Source organism: Pseudoalteromonas sp. J2K-J599 (assembly GCF_059295115.2).
The window spans coordinates 2,029,785-2,048,342 of record NZ_CM200271.1 but is presented as its reverse complement, the minus strand read 5'-3'; the positions used below and the strand labels follow the sequence as shown (position 1 = coordinate 2,048,342).

General features: G+C 37.6%; 11 protein-coding genes and 2 tRNA genes. 5 read left to right on the top strand and 8 right to left on the bottom strand.

The features are described from left to right. Window positions 1-26: 26 nt before the first annotated feature. On the bottom strand, window positions 27-2,639 hold the full coding sequence (locus AC5NT5_RS09285) for a glycoside hydrolase family 3 C-terminal domain-containing protein (RefSeq protein WP_494512973.1): 2,613 nt from the start codon (window positions 2,637-2,639) through the stop codon (window positions 27-29). Window positions 2,640-3,053: 414 nt separating this feature from the next. Here AC5NT5_RS09285 and AC5NT5_RS09280 point away from each other — a divergent pair, with 414 nt between their 5' ends. Both AC5NT5_RS09280 and AC5NT5_RS09275 read left to right on the top strand, forming a co-directional pair. Continuing rightward, window positions 3,054-6,062 carry a TonB-dependent receptor gene (locus tag AC5NT5_RS09280; RefSeq protein WP_494512974.1) on the top strand — a complete coding sequence of 1,003 codons (3,009 nt, stop codon included), beginning with the start codon at window positions 3,054-3,056 and terminating at the stop codon, window positions 6,060-6,062. A gap of 84 nt (window positions 6,063-6,146) precedes the next feature. After that, window positions 6,147-7,658: a tryptophan halogenase family protein gene (locus AC5NT5_RS09275; RefSeq protein ID WP_494512975.1), complete on the top strand. Its 1,512-nt coding sequence runs from the start codon at window positions 6,147-6,149 to the stop codon at window positions 7,656-7,658. A 32-nt stretch (window positions 7,659-7,690) separates the two neighbouring features. On the opposite strand, the gene AC5NT5_RS09270 is transcribed toward AC5NT5_RS09275, so the two are convergent. Then, entirely contained in the window at window positions 7,691-8,866 is a 1,176-nt protein-coding gene (locus AC5NT5_RS09270) for a helix-turn-helix domain-containing protein (protein ID WP_494512976.1), read from the bottom strand. A 218-nt stretch (window positions 8,867-9,084) separates the two neighbouring features. Here AC5NT5_RS09270 and AC5NT5_RS09265 point away from each other — a divergent pair, with 218 nt between their 5' ends. Both AC5NT5_RS09265 and AC5NT5_RS09260 read left to right on the top strand, forming a co-directional pair. Continuing rightward, on the top strand, window positions 9,085-11,598 hold the full coding sequence (locus AC5NT5_RS09265; RefSeq protein WP_494512977.1) for a glycoside hydrolase family 3 protein: 2,514 nt from the start codon (window positions 9,085-9,087) through the stop codon (window positions 11,596-11,598). A 73-nt stretch (window positions 11,599-11,671) separates the two neighbouring features. Then, window positions 11,672-13,396, top strand: a complete 1,725-nt coding sequence (locus tag AC5NT5_RS09260; protein WP_494512978.1) for a glycoside hydrolase family 9 protein — start codon at window positions 11,672-11,674, stop codon at window positions 13,394-13,396. A 438-nt stretch (window positions 13,397-13,834) separates the two neighbouring features. Here the strand turns inward: AC5NT5_RS09260 and AC5NT5_RS09255 are convergent. From AC5NT5_RS09255 to AC5NT5_RS09240, 4 genes are all read right to left on the bottom strand, one after another. Then, window positions 13,835-13,911, bottom strand: a tRNA-Val gene (locus AC5NT5_RS09255). A gap of 26 nt (window positions 13,912-13,937) precedes the next feature. Next, window positions 13,938-14,014 (bottom strand) — tRNA-Val (locus tag AC5NT5_RS09250). 113 nt (window positions 14,015-14,127) lie between these two features. Further along, on the bottom strand, window positions 14,128-15,174 hold the full coding sequence (locus AC5NT5_RS09245) for a DUF3080 family protein (RefSeq protein WP_494513228.1): 1,047 nt from the start codon (window positions 15,172-15,174) through the stop codon (window positions 14,128-14,130). After that, the gene (locus AC5NT5_RS09240; RefSeq protein WP_494512979.1) at window positions 15,155-16,525 is read right to left on the bottom strand and encodes an MATE family efflux transporter; all 1,371 of its coding nucleotides are present in this window, start codon (window positions 16,523-16,525) and stop codon (window positions 15,155-15,157) included. Before AC5NT5_RS09240 ends, AC5NT5_RS09245 begins: the two co-directional genes overlap by 20 nt. A gap of 128 nt (window positions 16,526-16,653) precedes the next feature. On the opposite strand from AC5NT5_RS09240, the gene AC5NT5_RS09235 reads away from it, so the two are divergent. Continuing rightward, complete coding sequence (locus AC5NT5_RS09235) at window positions 16,654-17,280, top strand: riboflavin synthase (protein ID WP_024603969.1); 627 nt, start codon at window positions 16,654-16,656, stop codon at window positions 17,278-17,280. A 1-nt stretch (window position 17,281) separates the two neighbouring features. Here the strand turns inward: AC5NT5_RS09235 and AC5NT5_RS09230 are convergent, their stop codons facing one another. Then, the gene (locus AC5NT5_RS09230; RefSeq protein ID WP_002962509.1) at window positions 17,282-17,485 is read right to left on the bottom strand and encodes a CPXCG motif-containing cysteine-rich protein; all 204 of its coding nucleotides are present in this window, start codon (window positions 17,483-17,485) and stop codon (window positions 17,282-17,284) included. Window positions 17,486-17,588: 103 nt separating this feature from the next. After that, window positions 17,589-18,461 carry a fructosamine kinase family protein gene (locus AC5NT5_RS09225; RefSeq protein WP_494512980.1) on the bottom strand — a complete coding sequence of 291 codons (873 nt, stop codon included), beginning with the start codon at window positions 18,459-18,461 and terminating at the stop codon, window positions 17,589-17,591. Between the last annotated feature and the right edge of the window lie 97 nt (window positions 18,462-18,558).

Genomic DNA, 18,558 nt, shown 5'->3' with positions numbered 1-18,558 from the left:
TTTTAATTCCTAGATTTTTATTATTTTTATAAAACAATGTTAGACACCGTAAATTTATCTTTTGGTATTTTAATACCTTGCCCAGAGCCCACCGTAACAATTAAGCGTCCTTTGTAAGCCACGGCATTACCTTGCTCATTGATATAAGTGAGTTGGTTTTTAGGAACTGTGAATTTAACCTCGTTTTGCGTTTTGTTTTTAAGGGTAACGTGTTTAAAACTCACTAATTGTTTATTAGGTGTTTTAATTGGCGCGTCGGGCATAGAAATATAAACTTGAACAACATCGTCAGCTGTAAAACTGCTTTGGTTAGCGATTGTTGTTGTTAGGTTTAAATCGCCAGTGTCTGCGTTTATTGAATGACGTGTATTTTTGTATTTAAAGTCTGCGTAACTTAAGCCGTAACCAAATGGGTAAAGTACTTCACCTTCATAATATTTGTATGTACGGTTTTGCATTGAGTAGTTTTTAAAGTCAGGTAAATCTGAAACTGATTTATAAAAGGTGATAGGCAATTTACCTGATGGGCTAAAGTCGCCGTAAAGTAAACCAGCTAGCGCGCTTCCTGCTGCCTCACCTGGATAGAAGCCCTGAACAATGGCATCTATATTTTCGTTCTCCCAATTTAATGCCATTGCACTACCGCTCATATTTACAAGTACGATAGGTTTACCGGTCTGCTTTAGCTTTTTAAGTAAATTAAGTTGGCTTTTAGGTAAATTAATATTGGTTCGATCTCCGTGAGAAAACCCTTCAATTTGCAGTGGCATTTCTTCACCTTCAAGATTGGCACTAATACCGCCTACAAATACAATAACATCCGCTTCATTGGCATTATCTAGCGCTTGTTGAGTAAGGTTTTGAGGGTTTTTTAACCAGCCTAAACTCGCTGTTGGGTTAATAACGTTGCTATGCCAAAAATGATTGAATTTAGCTTGTGCAGTTAATATATATTCTTCATTTTTATTAAGCGTTATAGCGCCATTAACAGTTTTACCATTAAGTGTAAAACTTATATTGGTTGCTTTAAAATAGTATTGTGCTGTTTGCTCAGGTTTAATTATTCCGTCCCATTTAACAGCAAATTCTTGCTCAATAGAGTTGTCGATAGGGGAGCGTTCCCAGCTAAAATCGATATTTTTATCTATTTGTCGTTTAGCTGGTTGACGGTCAAAATTACTCGCTGGGTAATACTGGGCAATTAACCCTGGCTGCATTTGATTATTATGATCTAGATGAAAAAAATGCTTTGCCTCAATAGGTTGGTAATGTGTATAAACCTCACCGGTAATGCTTGAGCCTGCAGAATATGTAAGTTTATTTTTACCTAGGCGTTTTTCTAATGCGTATTTAGGAGTAATAGGTTTGATAGGTGTGCCGTTGTAATTTCCTAATAAAATAGCGGTGTTATTTGCATTCGGGCCGATTAATGCTATTTTTTCGTTACCTTTTAAAGGCAGCAATTGTTTATTTTTAAGTAATACTAATGATTTTTGAGCTGCTTCTTCGGTGAGTTTTAAATGCTCTGTAGATCCAACTAACGTCATCGGTTTTTTAGAAAAAGGCACATTGTTAGCATCATCAAACATTCCTAATTTAAAGCGCGCATACATAAGGCGTTTTAATGCTATATCTATATCATTTTCTTCAACTAATCCTTCTTGTACTGCCTGAGTTAAATAACTATAGGTATTACCATGATGATCACCGCAGTTTAAATCGGTTCCTGTTCTAAGCGCCATAGCTGCAGCTTGTGCTTCTGTACTGACTATATTGTGGGATTTTATGTCGTAAAAATCGGCTATAGCACCACAGTCAGATACGATGTAACCTTTAAAATTAAATTCATCGCGTAATTTATTTTGAATTAACTCGTTGTTACCACAAGCCGGCGTGCCATTTACGCTGTTATATGCACACATCACTGATGCTACATCCGTTTGTGCTATTACATCTTTAAATGCAGGTAAATAGGTTTCTGCTAAATCTTTTTTAGAAGCAGTGTAGTCGTCACTGTGCCTTGAAACCTCCGGGCCGCTATGTACTGCATAATGCTTAAGTGTCGCTACAGATTTTAAATACTTAGAGTTATCACCTTGTAAGCCGTTAATAAAATTAACCGCAATACGGGTTGTTAAATAAGGGTCTTCACCGTAGGTTTCTTGGCCACGGCCCCAGCGTGGATCTCTAAAAATATTTATGTTTGGCGACCAATACGTCAGCCCTGTATACATTGAGTGGTTATTTTCATTTAAAAAGGCATGATGCTTTGCTCTGCCTTCGTCAGAAATAGCCGTACCAACTCTTAACATTAAGTCTTCATCAAATGTAGCAGCAAGACCAATCGCCTGAGGAAAAACAGTTGCTTTACCGGCTCTTGCTACACCGTGAAGCGCTTCGTTCCACCAATTATATTTTGGAATATTTAAGCGCTCAATTGCGGGGGATTTATCAAATAGCTGAGCTACTTTTTCCTCTAATGTTAAGCGATTTACTAAGTCATTTACGCGCTCGTCAGTTGTTGCCGATTCATTTAGATAAAGTGGTGTATCTTTATTTGATTGTTTATGGGGCGCACAACTAACTAAAGTAGCGATTGCTGTAAGTGCAATAAAACCTTTTATATTTTTGTTAATCATTGTTACCAACTCTTTATGGGTGTGTGATAAAAATAAATTAACAGAGGTTATTATTAGAGTCGTCTAAGGGTAAGATTAATATAAATTTGAACGTTTAAATGGACGTATTTACGTAAGTTCATACTTTAGTCCCCTAAATAATGGGCATTACGCTGCAAATACGTGTTAATTACTATTTAACAGTATGATTTTCAGTCCCTATGTATTAATCCACTTATAAAAACGAGGTATGTATATATAACCAAAGTGGCTTAATAAAGCGTTCAAATAGCGGTATGTGTGGTTAGTTAGGCGATTTTTTCCTTTAATTTTATTAAACCTATACCTACACGATAACCACATACACAAAAAAGACAGGATAAGAATTTTAAGTGCTACGTAAGTAGTCTTTAAATTCTGATTGGGGAAATAAGAATGAAGAAAATAAAACAGAGCCGTAAATTTAAGTTGTCGATAATTGCCTCTGCAATTATGGCATCACCATTTTCTTGTAATGTATTTGCAGCACAAGAAGAAGCCGTAGCAAAAGCTGATGAAGATAATATAGAAATTGTGATTGTAGAAGGGACACGCTCAAATCTCATTAATGCCCAAAATATGAAGAGAGAAGGCGAAACAGTACTCGATGCTATCTCAGCAAAAGATATTGGGTCTTTACCTGATCGAAGTGTACTTGAGGCAATTACCCGTTTACCAGGAGTGTCTATTGAACGCTTTGCAGCTGCAAACGATCCAGATCATTATGGTGTTGAAGGCAGCGGTGTTGTTGTTCGTGGATTAACACATACTCGCAGTGAATTTAACGGCCGTGACACTTTTACTGCAGATTCAGGGCGAGGGTTAAGCTTTCAAGATGTACCGCCAGAATTAATGGGGTCTGTTGAATTATTTAAAAACCAATCGGCAGATATGATTGAAGGCGGTATAGCTGGTACTGTCAATTTGGTTACACGTAAACCTTTTGATGCCGACGGCCGAGTAATCGCTTTTACTTTAGATGGAACATATAGCGAATTTGCAGATGAAACAACACCGTCATTTTCTGGCCTATATAGCGATATATTTGATTTAGATAATGGCAGGCTTGGCGTATTAGTAAATTATTCAAACTCTAAACTAAAGGCGCAGTCAGACGGTACACAAATAGGCCGTTACGAAGAGCAAAATGAACTTGTTAATGGGCAAGCTGTATTTGTGCCTCGTACTACGCGTTTAACCCGAAAAGAAGATGACAGAAATAGAGAAGGTTTTGCAGGAGCACTACAGTTTGAAAATGAAAGTAAAACGCTTTTAGCTACAGCCCAATTTATTCGCTCTGATTCGTCACTAGCGTGGACCGAACACGCTATTGAAATGGCCGATGATGCTGTTATTAATGATTTAGTGGCTCTTGAAGGTACTGAGTTTGATATTACTGACCAAGGGCTTTTTGAATCGGGTTTTATTACATCAAATGCAGGTTGGCGTGGTAATGATGCGCAGCGTCAACCATCAGGTGAATTTGGTGCACAACATGCGATGATCACACGTTTTAGAGATCAAGATAACGTAGTGGACGATTACGGCTTTAATCTTAAGTATCGCCCTAACGATACATGGTCGTTTAATTTTGACGCTCAATATGTAGAGTCTACATCAGAGATTTTTGATTTTTCTGTGATGGGCGCAACTCGCGCTGTAATTGGTATTGAACAAAACGGCTCAGAGTTACCTGATATTACTTTACTTGACCCTGCAAATAGCGGCGATGCAGGATTTTTTACCGATCCTCATAACTATTTTTGGCGCAGTGCAATGGATCACATATCTGATAATGATGGTAAAGAAGTTGCCTTTGCAGGTGATACACAATACACATTTGATAGTGGCTTTTTTACTAGCGTAAAAGTTGGTGCTCGTTATGCTAAGCGAGAGCAAACTACACGTCAGTCTACTTTTAATTGGGGATGGCTGTCTGAGGCGTGGGCAGGTAATGGCAGTGCATGGTTTGATGCGCAAGGCGACGAGCTAGGTGCTAGTTTAGGCGATAGCTATGAGGAAGTAACTTTTGATAACTTCGCCAGAGGCGGGGTATTAAATGTTGCCTCAGAGGGAGCATTTTTGTTTCCTAAAGAGTCATTTGTAAAAGACTATAATAATGCAGAATCGGCCTTTGCGTCTTTATCACCAAATTGGCAACGTTTGTCGAGCAGAGACGGTGCGGTTGGAGATTTTTTAAATAACGAAATAAATGAAACGTCTGAGGTGAATAATGCGTTTTACATTAAAGGTAATTTTGAAGGTGAATTAGGTGACATGTTTTATAGCGGTAATGTGGGCCTACGCTATGTAAAAATAAAAAATGAAACAGATGGCTTTTTAACATTCCCAGATACCGTTGGCGATATTAACGATGCATCCGATCCCGATAATTTTTTACCCTCGGATCAAGCGGCCTTTGGCAATGCAGGATTTACAGAGCAAACTGCAAACAGCGAATACACAAATATACTGCCTAGCTTAAATGTAAAATTAAATTTAAAAGATGATTTAATTTTACGCTTTGGCTTTTCAGAAGCTATAGCACTACCGGCTCTAGGAAACCTAAGAAACTTTGTAAAAATCACGCCTGAAGACTTAGTGATCACCTACGATGAAAGCTCAGATGAAAGACAAATTCAAGACGCACGCTATTCGCGCTATACAGCTAACTCGGGAAATCCATTTTTAAAACCAATGGAGTCATACAACTACGATTTAGCACTTGAGTGGTATTTTTCTGAAGGAGTGGGTTCACTTACATCATCATTCTTTTATAAAGATATGAGTAATTATTTTATTAATGGCTCAGTAGATAGAGAGTTTGCTAATAATGGTGCTACTCAGGTAGTACAAGTAAACGGTGCTACAAATGGTGATGAAGGTTCTGTGCAAGGTTTTGAGCTGGCTTACCAGCAGTTTTATGACTTTTTACCTGGTGCCTTTAGTGGTATCGGGATGCAGTTTAACTATACCTATATTGAAGAAGAAGGATCACCAAATGCAGGATTATCACCAGATAAGCCTGATTCAACAGAAGGCGCCGATGTTGCATTTGATGGATTGCCTCTTGAAGGGCTTTCTAAAGACAACATAAACATTGTAGCGATGTACGAAAAGTATGGCATAAATGCACGCTTAGCTTATAACTGGCGCTCTGAATATTTGCTAACCAGTAAAGATGTAATAACTCAATTACCTATCTATAACGAGGCGGGTGGCCAGCTTGATGGTTCTGTATTTTATAATCTAACGGATTCATTTCAAATTGGCTTACAAGGTACCAATTTAACAAACGAAGTGGCGCGTACTTCTATGCAAATAGACAACGATAATAATCGTATATCACGCTCTTGGTTTGCCAGCGAACGTCGATTTAGCATTATTTTAAAAGGTAACTTTTAATAAATACCACTGGCACATAAATATACGCTATTACTGGCTAAGTTGCAGTAGTAGCGTATTTTTTAGTTAAAAAGGTTATACAAAATGAGCGATACACACATTAAGTCGATTGTAATTGTGGGTGGCGGTTCGGCAGGTTGGATGAGCGCCTCGGCACTTGCAAAAGTTATTGGTTGCGATAATTGTAGCATTACACTTGTTGAATCGAGCGAGATAGGGACTGTGTCGGTAGGTGAGGCAACTATTCCGCAAATTCAGCTATTTAATACAATACTCGATATCGATGAATCTGAGTTTATTCGCTCTACAAATGCAACGTTTAAACTAGGTATCGAATTTATAGATTGGAAGGAAAAGGGGCATCGCTATTTTCATCCTTTTGGAAATTACGGTACTAATATGGAGGCGCTGCCTTTTCATCATTTTTGGTTGAAAATGCAAGATGACCCAAAATTTGAAAAAACTTCCAACTTATCTAACTACTCACTGGCATCGGTAGGTGCTTACGCCAACAAATTTATGCACCCGTCTACCCAGCAAAATACACCGCTAGCAGGTATTAATTATGCCTACCACTTTGATGCAACCCTTTATGCTAAATTTTTAAGTAAATACGCTATAAATAAAGGTGTTAAGCGTATTGAAGGCCAGGTTGATGAAGTAAAAACCAACTCTGTAACAGGAATGATAGAGTCGTTAGTGTTAAACGATAACACGGTACTCAGCGGTGATTTATTTATTGATTGTTCAGGTTTTAAAGGACTGCTAATTGAGCAAGCACTTAAAACGGGCTACGAAGATTGGACACATCTACTTCCTTGTAATAAAGCGGTTGCAGCGCCTTGTTTATCTACAAAATCACTAAACCCTTATACACAGTCTACGGCGCAGAGTGTTGGCTGGACTTGGCGAATACCGCTACAAAACAGAGTAGGTAATGGGTTTGTGTATTCAAGCGAGTTTATGGATGACGATAAAGCGCAGAGTTTATTATTAAACACACTGGAATCAAGCCCTTTAAATGATATAAATAGCTTACAGTGGGTTACAGGTATGCGTAAAAAAAGTTGGAATAAAAACTGTATTGCTATTGGTTTATCGGCAGGCTTTGTTGAACCACTTGAATCTACAGGGTTACATTTAATTCAGTCGGCTATTGCAAAACTGATGACGTTGTTCCCAAGTAAAGCTTTTACGCAGTGCGATATTGATTTGTTTAATCAGCAAACTGAAACAGAGTATCATCGTATTCGAGATTTTATTATTTTGCATTATAAGTTAACAAATCGCGATGATAGTGAGTTTTGGCGTTATTGTAAAAACATAGAAATGCCAGATTCATTAAAACAAAAAATAGATATGTTTAGTGAAAACGGTCGTATATTTAGACATGACAACGAGTTATTTAACGAAACATCTTGGCTTGCTGTTATGCACGGACAAGGCATTAAACCTAAAAGCTACCACCCATTAGTTGACAGGCTAAGCCGTGATGAGATAAAACGCAGACTAAAAAATATTGAATCAGTAATTAGTCGCTCAGCAAATGTAATGCCCGATCATCAGGCGTATATTTTAAAAAATTATACGCCATAATACATTGTTGTAGAGAGTTGTAAGTGGACAATCTAAGCTTTTGCTTGGCGTTCCCAATGCTCTTTTCTAAATTGAGTGGGTGTTATACCCACTAGTTTTTTAAAAAATGTATTAAAAGTCGCTTTGCTGTTAAACCCTGCTTTATCCATAATGTCCAACATGGTCACTGTTTTATTTTCTTCTAAAAGTAGCAGCCGTTTACTTTCTTCAATTCTGTAGTGATTTATAAACTCAAAAAAGTTTTTACCAAAGTGCCTATTAATTATTGATGAAAGGCTTCTTGACCCCATTCCTAATTGGCTTGCTAGGTTATCTAGTGTGAGTAAATGGTTTAAATAAGGCTTGTTTTGTAGCAAGTAGCTTTCAATTTTTTGTATTTTTTCGGGTTCAAAGACCTCTGGCAATTTACTTTGTTCGGTAGTGAGTGTGTCGTCAATACCTTGGAATATTCTTGAATGACCTGCACTAAAAAATATTAGGCTTGTTATTAATAAAAGTACCGCGTAGTTAGAGGTAAGCCCCAATAGTTCGTGATCGACAATTATTCCAATGTCATAAGACATAATAATACCAAGCGAGACAAATATCGCGTTTAAATGAACAACTAAAAAGCCAATAACTAAGACTTTTAACCAAGTCAGATCGACACTTTCTAGTTCTGCAAATTCATTTTTGATATTTTTTTGATATTTTTGTAATTCTAAAAAGCACAAAACACTGATACAAAACCGGAAACATTCTCGAGAAAAATAAATTATACGATCAACGATAGGTGTAGTTTCAATAGTACCGTTTTGGAGTGCATTTAATTTAACGCTGTTGTCGAGCATAAGCCAATCTAGTGTGAAATAGATGGCATAAAGTATAAAAGGAATAAAATACAGTGCGTCAACTTTTTTAACTTCATAATTTTTATTAACTAACGATTTTATATAGAGCAAAAGTAGCGGGACTTCTAACCAAAATGCTAATCCGAATGTATAAAACAAATTTGGCGATAAATTTAATGCAAAAGGTCTAAATGCTTCACCAAAGTTTATAAGATTATCCATAGGGATAGCGGCTTGAGCTAATAAAAAGCAGGCAAGTAGGCAGTTACTTAATTTATTCCCTTTTTTCAATGTGATTAAAAATACGCTAAACGATAAGCATATAAACATGGTAAAAATTAAAGCGAGATCGTGAGTGTTAAAAAGTACTTCTTTCACAATTTAATACACCTTTATTAAAATTCTTATTTGGCACATCTGTGTCATTCGTGTGGGTATGTATTATCGAACAAGTTTAAATATTTAAAACAGTTTTAGCGTTCAAATAAAGTGTATTACACGTATTAGAACGCCTAAAACCTCTATTTGAACGACATTATAGTGTATTTGTAATAAAACTATTCGCCACACTAACAAAGTATCAGGTTATCAATTTAATGAAAAATATTTATTCTTCATTTGTTTTAGGCTCATTTTTGAGCATGTCATGCTCAGCTGCATTTGCTAAAAATGATATAACGCTATGGCCAAAACAAAAACCCGCAATAGAAAAAAATGCATCGCTAGAAGCTGACATTACACGCTTAATAAATAAAATGTCGCTTGAACAAAAAGTCGGTCAAATGGTTCAAGCAGAAATAACATGGGTCACTCCGCAAGATGTAAAAAAATACCATTTAGGATCGGTTTTAAATGGAGGGGGTACATTTTTGCATAATGACCGCAATGCAAGTGTGTCTGATTGGGTGTCGTTTATGGATGAGTTGTACTTAGCCTCAATGGATACATCCGCTGGTGGTTTAGCTATTCCTGTTACGTATGGTATTGATGCCGTACATGGAAATAATAAATTTATTGGCGCTACTTTATATCCTCATAATATTGGTTTGGGTGCAGCCCATAACCCCGCGTTAATTTATAAAATTGGTGAAGCAACAGCAAAAGAAGTCCTCCTTGCAGGAATCGATTGGACCTTTGCACCTACATTGGCAGTTGCCAGAGATGATCGGTGGGGGCGAACCTATGAAAGCTACTCTGAAGATTCAGAGATAGTTGCTTTGTATTCAAAAGAAATGATTGAAGGACTGCAAGGTAAAGTAAACACATCTAACTTTTTAGATGACGACCATATCTATTCTACCGCTAAGCATTGGGTAGGCGATGGTGGTACTTATCAAGGGATTGATCAAGGCGATAATAGAGAAACTGAAAAAGATTTAATTAAAAATCATGCTGCGGCTTATTTTCCGGCTATAAAAGCGGGTGTACAAAGTATTATGGCCTCGCATAATATGTGGAATGGACTGCGTTTACATGGCAGTAAATATCTGCTTACGGATGTGTTAAAAACTCGACTCGGTTTTGATGGCTTTATTGTAGGCGATTGGAATTCGCATAGTAAAATACCTGGCTGTACTAATGATAGCTGTCCACAGGCTGTAAATGCTGGGCTTGATATGTTTATGGTAGTCGAAGACTGGAAAGCTTTTATAGGTAATACTATAGAGCAAGTTGAAAATGGCATTATTCCCATTGAACGTATTGACGATGCCGTTAGGCGTATTTTGCGCGTAAAAATGCGTTCGGGGCTATTCAATAAAGGACTTCCATCAAAGCGTAAATACGCAAACCAAAAACAATTATTAGGTGCTCCTGAACACAAGGCGATTGCAAGGCAAGCTGTACGAGAATCTTTAGTGCTGCTGAAAAACAATAATAATTTGTTACCGCTTAGCCCAAATAGTAAAGTTTTAGTTGCTGGTGACGGCGCTGATAATATGAGTAAGCAAACTGGCGGTTGGACGATTAATTGGACTGGTGAGGGTAATGTAAAGTCTGATTTTCCTGGGGGAACGTCAATTTTTGATGGTATTGAGCAGGTGGTAAACAAAGCCGGTGGTAAGGCGGTATTAAGCCCTGATGGAAGCTTTGATGAAAAACCCGATGTAGCTATTGTTGTATTTGGTGAAAACCCATACGCAGAGTGGATTGGTGACTTGAAATCAATAGCTTATCAGGCTCACTCTCATCGTGACGCTAAATTAATCGAGTCATTAAAATCAAAGGGCATAAAAGTGGTATCTGTATTTTTATCTGGCCGGCCACTTTGGGTTAATAGAGAAATCAACGCATCTGATTCGTTTGTTGCTGCTTGGCTTCCAGGTAGTGAAGGCGTAGGTGTAGCTGACGTGTTATTTACCAATAAAAAAGGAAATATCGAGTATGACTTCAAAGGTAAGCTTTCTTTTTCATGGCCTAAATACGCGTCTCAAGTTGTATTAAATAGATTCGACAAACCGTACGACCCATTATTTGCTTATGGATTTGGCTTAACTTACAAGGATAATGTAAATCTTGGTAAGTTAAATACTCACAATGATTTTGTATTTGAAGTACCCACTAATACACCCTATGTAATTATGCAAGGTAGGGCAAAAGGTGATTGGAACTACCAATTGCAAACAGAACAAGAAACAAAGGATATTCAAACTCCGGTTGGTAAAATTCAAGGCTTAAGCATGATTGAAGCTGACAAGGAAATTCAAGGAGACGCAAAAGAATTCACTTGGACTGGCAGTAATCATGCATCTGCATTAATTAGCTCAACATGGTACAGAGAGGATTTATCGCAGTACTTAATCAATAAAAGTGCCTTGACATTCGATGTGCGTGTAGAAGCCTACCCAGAAAAAACGTTAAATGTTCAAATGGGCTGTGGTAAAAGCAAGTGTGGTTCGTTTGACATAGCGCCTATTATTAAAGAATTTAAATTAAGTACATGGCATAAAGTATCGATAGACCTATTGTGTTTTGCTAATAAGGGAGTTGAATTTGAACGCTCTAGTGCGCCATTTGTTTTATCAAGTGAAGGCGCAGCTAAAGTACGCGTTGCTAATGTTCAATTTGAACCTAAAGCAAAGGAAACAGCTAATATAAAATGCGGTGAATAAATGGCAAAGGGTGCATATTAGTGCACCCTTGTTGTATTTTCGCTTGAATTTATGCGCATACGGAAAGGGCATTATGAAAAATGTTGTTTTAAAATTAACGTTAATCGCTGTGCTTTTCTTGAGTGCATGCACGGCGGTAGTAAAAGATGATTTTAGTAAACTGAGCACAGAGTCATCTAATCAAAAAATAGCAGTTAATCAGCTTGGTTATTTAGTTAATAGCGAAAAAATAGCAATAGTGCCAAATGTAACCGCGACTACTTATGATTTAGTGGATGTAAATACTAATAAAATAATACGTAGCGGCCAGTTATCACACGCTAAAATGTGGGACAACTCAGGAAATGACACCTTTAAACGCGCTGAATTTACAGATATTGTAACACCAGGAGATTACCTTTTACGTGTAAAAGGAGTGAGAGATTCTGCCGTATTCTCAATTAATAATCATGTATATGACTCGATTCATACAGCGGCGTTAAAATACTATTACTTAAATCGTTCAAGTATTGTAATAGAGAAAAAGTATGCAGGTATTTATGCGCGGCCTTTAGGGCATAAAGACGACGACGTGCTTTATCACTCATCAGCAGAGCAAGGCGATGACTTTAAAGCGAAAGAGGTGCAATCTCAAAAAGGCTGGTACGATGCGGGCGATTATGGCAAGTATGTTGTTAATTCTGGTATTACCACGTACACATTACTTGCGGCGTTTGAGCACTACCCTGAAGTGTATCAAAAGCAAATATTAAACATCCCTGAATCGTCAGATGACGTCCCCGATATTATAAACGAAGCACTATGGAACCTTGAATGGCTGATCACTATGCAAAGCGATGATGGGGGTGTTTATCATAAACTCACAACGCGTGAATGGCCAGGCTATGAATTGCCGCATGAAGATAAAAGAGCGCGCTACATGATAGGAAAAAGCACAGCGGCTAGCCTTGATTTTGCCGCGACGTTATCGGTGGCCAGTAGAGTAATTGCTCCCTATTATCCCAATAAAAGTAAGCAATATTTAGCGGCTGCTATTAACGCATGGAAGTACTCGCTTGAAAATCAAACCCAATATTATGAGCAACCTGATGATATTAAAAGTGGAGAGTATGGTGATAATCAGCTAAAAGATGAGTTTGCTTGGGCCGCTGCAGAGTTATTTATAACAACTAGAGATAAAGGTTTTTATAATACTTACAAAGAGATAAATATTCATTATTCAGCTCCTTCATGGAGAAATGTATCGTATCTTTCTTTAAGCAGTTTACTGTTTAAAGCAAAAGATTTATTGAGTGAACAAGAATACGAAGATCTTAAAATAAAGCAAAAACACTTAGCTGATGTGTATTTAAAACAACATAAAAATAGCCCATATATTGTTGCGATGGAAAAGTCTGACTTTGTGTGGGGAAGTAATTCAGCAGCGTTAAATAAAGCGATAATTTTGCTACAAGCCGCTGAGTTAAATAATAATTCGCAGTACTTAAAGGCTGCGCAAGGGCTTGTTGATTACATTCTAGGACGCAACCCAACAGGATATTCGTTTGTTACTGGTTTTGGTGATAAAACACCACAACACCCGCATCATCGAATTTCACAAAGTGATGGCATTACAGCTCCAGTACCAGGTATGTTAGTTGGCGGTCCCCAAGCTGGGCAGCAGGATGAGTGTAACTATGATTCCAACGAACCTGCAAAATCATACAGCGATAGCTGGTGTAGTTATTCAACGAACGAAGTGGCAATTAATTGGAATGCGCCTCTTGTATATGTGCTAGGAGCGTTTGTTAGCCGGTGATACTTACTTGAATCTTTTTATTATAGCTATAAATCACTGGTATAAAGCTTTAGCTTACCAGTTGTGTTCAATAGTATGCGGTGTGTTTCCTTACTTTACGCTAGTAGAAGTAGAGCAGATAGCCTAGAGCTGTCATTCCCTGTTGTGCTGTATTTATACATTGCCATTCAATCTTATAATTTGACTTGTAATTATCAGGGGTGGGGGTCTAATTTTGAGGTGGATTAAAGAGCTAAAAATGTGCTTTGGGCGCTTGGGCACTAGTTTGGGCACAAATCGATAATAACTGTAATTTTTAGGATGATCTTTTAAGGCTTGACTCTCGTTATTTTTAAATTTTGAATACAAAATAATAAAAAGCTAAGAATTTAATTTTCAACAAAAAATTAATGGGTATATTGAATAGGGTTTTTTACTGTTTGAAATATAGAGTTTAATTGGTACGACCGAGTGGATTCGAACCACCGACCTCTACCATGTCAAGGTAGCGCTCTAACCAGCTGAGCTACGGTCGTACAATTTTTTTAGGGTTCTTAAATGTTGGTACGACTGAGTGGATTCGAACCACCGACCCCTACCATGTCAAGGTAGTGCTCTAACCAACTGAGCTACAGTCGTATTACTTTATTTAAGTAAGTGTTAATTGCTTAACAACGGCGGCTAATATATAGCGTGGCGGTTGGTGAATCAAGCAAGTTTGTTGTTTTTGAGTTTATTTGCCGTTTTTTTATTCATATTGGGCTTATTTCACACGTTTTATAAAAACCTTGCCACCAAACCACATGTTTTTTAGCTGAGCTTTTAAGTAAGTTCAGTAAGTCACTTGTCGAGCCCGTTTTGACTAAGTTATTAATTTGAGGACTTGAGATACTTACGTTAAACCAAAGTTCGTTATAAAGCGGTTGTAATACCTCTAGATAACCAGTTAATTGCGCTTGATAGGGCTGAATTTCTTTTAGGTAAAACTTTTGAAATACGTTGCTTATGATTTTTGCGTTTTTATTATTTTTACCCTGAGGGCACAGCGTATTAAAGTTTAGTTTTTTTACAAACTGTGTGGCGCTGTTATTTAACACGACCTGCATGCGCACTGATTGAATGAGTGCTTGGTTAAATTGAAATTTATTAAGCTGCTCGAGTGCGCTAAAAATAGAGTCGCTATTAATTTCACTAAACTCTTTGGCCTTAATTTGCTGCTTAATGAGTACAAGTTGTTTTAGCGCCTGCAAGGTATCGCTGAAGCCTGCGGGTTCTGTAGTGAGCTCGTTTGAGGTGAGTTGCCAGGTACGATTTAACTCAGGTTCTTTAAATAACATGGTATTAAAAAAGTACATTAGGTGTGTTTCTTTATAGTTTTTGGCTGCGAGTATTTTTGTGTAACTAGGACTATTTTTATCAAGCGTATTTAAGCAAACCTGCGCACTTTTAATAAAGTTTATTTGATATTTTAATTGCCCAGCAGCGCTGGCTGTTTTTCCTAATTGGTTGTTGTGCTCACTTATAAGTACGTTAAGCTTACATTGGCTAATGCCTGCAAGCTCAACAATACTCAGTGTTAAGTCACTTTGTGCTATTGGGGGAGGCTGCAGTAAAGGAAGTTGCTTGAGCGGCTTAGGCTGTGTTGGGCTTGCATTAACTGTGCTACTTAAGCGTTCAATATAAGTAGCGTTTACAGTACTTTGTGGTTTGTTGCAGCCAGTAAGCATTAAAAAACACATTACCAGCAAAGCAGCTGGTAATGATTTAAGGCTGAGTTTATTAGTTTTGATTGAGTGCATCACTGTTAGCAAATTCATATTTTAGACGCTTTCTTACTGTTAGCATTAATAAAATAGCAGCGACACTAAGGCCTACTATTATTCCAACCCAAAAGCCATGCGGTCCCATAGCTGGCACAATTATGTCTGTTCTTGCCAATACGTAACCTAAACAAAAGCCGATTAACCAATACGATATAAACGTAATATACGATATAGGCGTGGTGTATTTTAACCCACGAAGCATGCCATTTGCAGCAACCTGTAATGCATCGGGTAACTGGTAGACACACGCTAGTATCATAATTGATGAAGCCAGTGCCATTACAGCGGGGCTGTCGGTATACAGTTGGCTAATTAAATCACGACCTGTAAAAGTCATAAGTGCCAAAAATAGTGCAATTACAATAGCTAATATGTAACTAGTCGATACGGCAACTTTTAACTGCTGTAAATTATTTTGACCATATAGATTACCAATACGAATACTTATAGCGATAGATAGGCTCAGTGGCATCATAAACAGCAATGTAGTTACACTCGCTGCTATTTGATGCCCCGATACAGCCACTGCACCTAAATGCGCAATAAATAGCGGTATACACGCAAATAAAGTGACTTCAAAAAAGGTGGCAAGTGAAATTGGTATACCTAGCTTAGTAATAATACCAATGGTAGTGAAATTAGGTTTTTCGAATGATGAAAGCAGGCCTCTAGCATCTACCTTTTTACTCATTTGGCAGTAAGTGACTTGTGCTATTGCCATAACAGTTAAAACAATTGCTGTGGCAATGCCACAGCCTGCGCCGCCATAAGCAGGAAAACCAAATAAGCCATTTATGAAAATATAATTTATTGGAATATTAACGGCTAAACCTAATAGGCTTATATAAAAGGCGGGTTTGGTCATCCCCATGCCCTCGGTAACGTTTCTGTATACTGTAAAAATTAAAAATCCAAACACACCCCATTTCACAAAATGGATGTAGTCAATGGCAAGGTTTGCAATAGCAGGCGTTGTATCGAGCTTTAAAATAATGGCATCTGCTAAATGGGCAATACCAAAACCTGTAAAGCTTAAAATAGCGGTTAAATAAAGCGCTTGTTGAAAATAGTGGCTAATGCCTTTGCGGTCATCACTGCCCGAAAACTGCGCAATAATACCAGTAAGCGCTAATAAAATACCTTGCAGAGCAAGTAATAATGGGTTCCATATTCCTGTTGCAATAGAAAGTGCAGCTAAGTCAGTAGGGCTAACTTGGCCGGCCATAATTGTGTCGACTACCGACATTAAAATAAGTGTAACTTGTGCTAAAAAAACAGGTAAGGCTAGGGAAAGTAAACGCTTGGCTTCCCAATTGCAAAAGGTCATAAAAAAAGCTATTAAATAAAACAGACGGCAATTGTAATCTATTGCGTTTCAAATAAAAATCACAGTAGTGAATGATTTTATGAGTTGATACGTTAAACTAGCACTTTGTAATAATTTTAAGTGATTTTATGTTTACAGGAATAGTGCAAACACAAGCAACAGTGGTCTCTAAAACTCAAGCTGATGGTGTGTTACGCTTAGTTGTATCGGTGAGCGATGAGTACGTTAAGCATTTAGATTTAGGCGCAAGTATTGCTATTAATGGCTGTTGTTTAACGGTTGTGCAAGTTGAGCTAAGTAATCATGATGTGGTGGCGCAAGTGCATTTTGATGTGATTGACGAAACCCTAAAGTTAACTAATTTAGGCCTGCTTGAGCTAGGTAGTTTAGTAAATTACGAACGCTCTGTTACGTTTGGTACTGAGCTAGGTGGGCATATAGTGTCTGGGCATATTCATTGTACGTCACAAATCTCTCAAATAGTGAAGCTTGAGAATAACTGCAAAATACAATTAAGCTTGCCAAAAGAGTGGCAAAAGTACGTGTTATATAAAGGCTTTGTTGCTATAAATGGCGCAAGCTTAACCGTAGGCGAAGTTGATGAACAAGGTTTTTGGATACACCTAATTCCGGAAACGCTCGCCATTACAAACATTGGTGCAGCGCAAGTGGGTGACAAGTTTAATATTGAAGTTGATCAGCAAACTTACACTATTGTAAATACGGTAGAGAACTACTTACGCCATCAGGCTTAAGTTAAAATATTTGTTCGTCGTCACTGTCTACGTGTAGCTCCAATTTATTGTTAGCATGGTCTATATGCATATTTAAATGAATTGGGTTACAGCAGGCAGTGCAATCTTCTATATAGTCTTGATCGCCGCTGCTTGCGTCTAAGTCTAGATGTATGTGGTGTCCGCAGTGTGGGCACGTTATTCGTTGTGATAAAAAATCTTTCATAATCACTCCAGTTATAAATAATTAAGTTAGGTTCAACTTAATCGCTTACAGATGAACGTCTACTTACTCATTAAATATAGTGCTCAAATGCAGCTTATGACACTTATTTTATATCTTCAAATACCAGCTTTTCTATATGTTGTTTAGCTTCAGTAAGATAGTGACCGGCAAAGATGTTGGCATGATTTAAAATGGGGTATAGCTGGTATATTAACTTACGTTTTTCGTAATTTTGAGAAAGCGGGTAGTGCGCATTATAGGCGCTATAAAAGTCTTTAGGCAGTGGGGCAAATAGTTCGCTCATTGCAATATCCACTTCCCGATCACCATAATAGCAGGCAGGGTTAAATATTGTTGGTTCTGCTTTTAAAAATCCCATATTGCCACGCCAAAAATCGCCATGTAATAATGAAGGTTGTACTTGATGACTATGTAGTTGCTCTTTTACGGTATTAATTAAGCGTTCGGGCTCAATAAAGTTAATGCCTTTTTCAGCGAGTAGTTGTAATTGCCACCCTATACGCTCTTCGGCGTAAAATACATCCCACTTTTTGTGCCAGCGGTTTGGCTGTATGGTCGTGGCTAGGTAATTGTCTACATCAAAGCCAAACATAGCTTGGTCATGTTTTTGATGCATTTTAGCGAGGTTGCGCCCCATATTAGTCCACGTGTCGTGGGGTTGTTTATCTAAAACAAGCCATTGTAAAACAATAAACGAAAACTCTATATTTGCACCAGTTGTAATACATTCTGGTACTTTAAAATTACTATTTTGAGCCAAAAGCTTTAAGCCAATAAATTCACTTTCTAAACGTTCGAGCTCGCTTTTTAGTGCTATTTTAACGAAGTAGTTATGCGTACCATTGGTAATATGAAATAGTTTGTCGGTGTTTGTACTTTGTAATTGGCGTTTGTAGGTGTGCTTAAAGTCAAAATTAATGGCTTGGCTGATGTGCTCATTTACTGTTTTCCACATAACAATTGCTCGCCTTTTAAACAGATACTTAAACTATGGCAAAAAGGTATTAATTTAACAATCTAAACGTTGTAAAATTAACGGCTATATTGAATAA

What these genes read in the sequence shown, in the direction of transcription:
- AC5NT5_RS09280 (WP_494512974.1), top strand. Translation starts at nt 3,054, where the DNA reads ATGAAGAAAATAAAACAGAGCCGTAAATTTAAGTTGTCGATAATTGCC.
- AC5NT5_RS09260 (WP_494512978.1), top strand. Translation starts at nt 11,672, where the DNA reads ATGAAAAATGTTGTTTTAAAATTAACGTTAATCGCTGTGCTTTTCTTG.
- AC5NT5_RS09245 (WP_494513228.1), bottom strand. Translation starts at nt 15,174, where the DNA reads ATGCACTCAATCAAAACTAATAAACTCAGCCTTAAATCATTACCAGCT.
- AC5NT5_RS09240 (WP_494512979.1), bottom strand. Translation starts at nt 16,525, where the DNA reads ATGACCTTTTGCAATTGGGAAGCCAAGCGTTTACTTTCCCTAGCCTTA.
- AC5NT5_RS09275 (WP_494512975.1), top strand. Translation starts at nt 6,147, where the DNA reads ATGAGCGATACACACATTAAGTCGATTGTAATTGTGGGTGGCGGTTCG.
- AC5NT5_RS09285 (WP_494512973.1), bottom strand. Translation starts at nt 2,639, where the DNA reads ATGATTAACAAAAATATAAAAGGTTTTATTGCACTTACAGCAATCGCT.
- AC5NT5_RS09230 (WP_002962509.1), bottom strand. Translation starts at nt 17,485, where the DNA reads ATGAAAGATTTTTTATCACAACGAATAACGTGCCCACACTGCGGACAC.
- AC5NT5_RS09225 (WP_494512980.1), bottom strand. Translation starts at nt 18,461, where the DNA reads ATGTGGAAAACAGTAAATGAGCACATCAGCCAAGCCATTAATTTTGAC.
- AC5NT5_RS09265 (WP_494512977.1), top strand. Translation starts at nt 9,085, where the DNA reads ATGAAAAATATTTATTCTTCATTTGTTTTAGGCTCATTTTTGAGCATG.
- AC5NT5_RS09235 (WP_024603969.1), top strand. Translation starts at nt 16,654, where the DNA reads ATGTTTACAGGAATAGTGCAAACACAAGCAACAGTGGTCTCTAAAACT.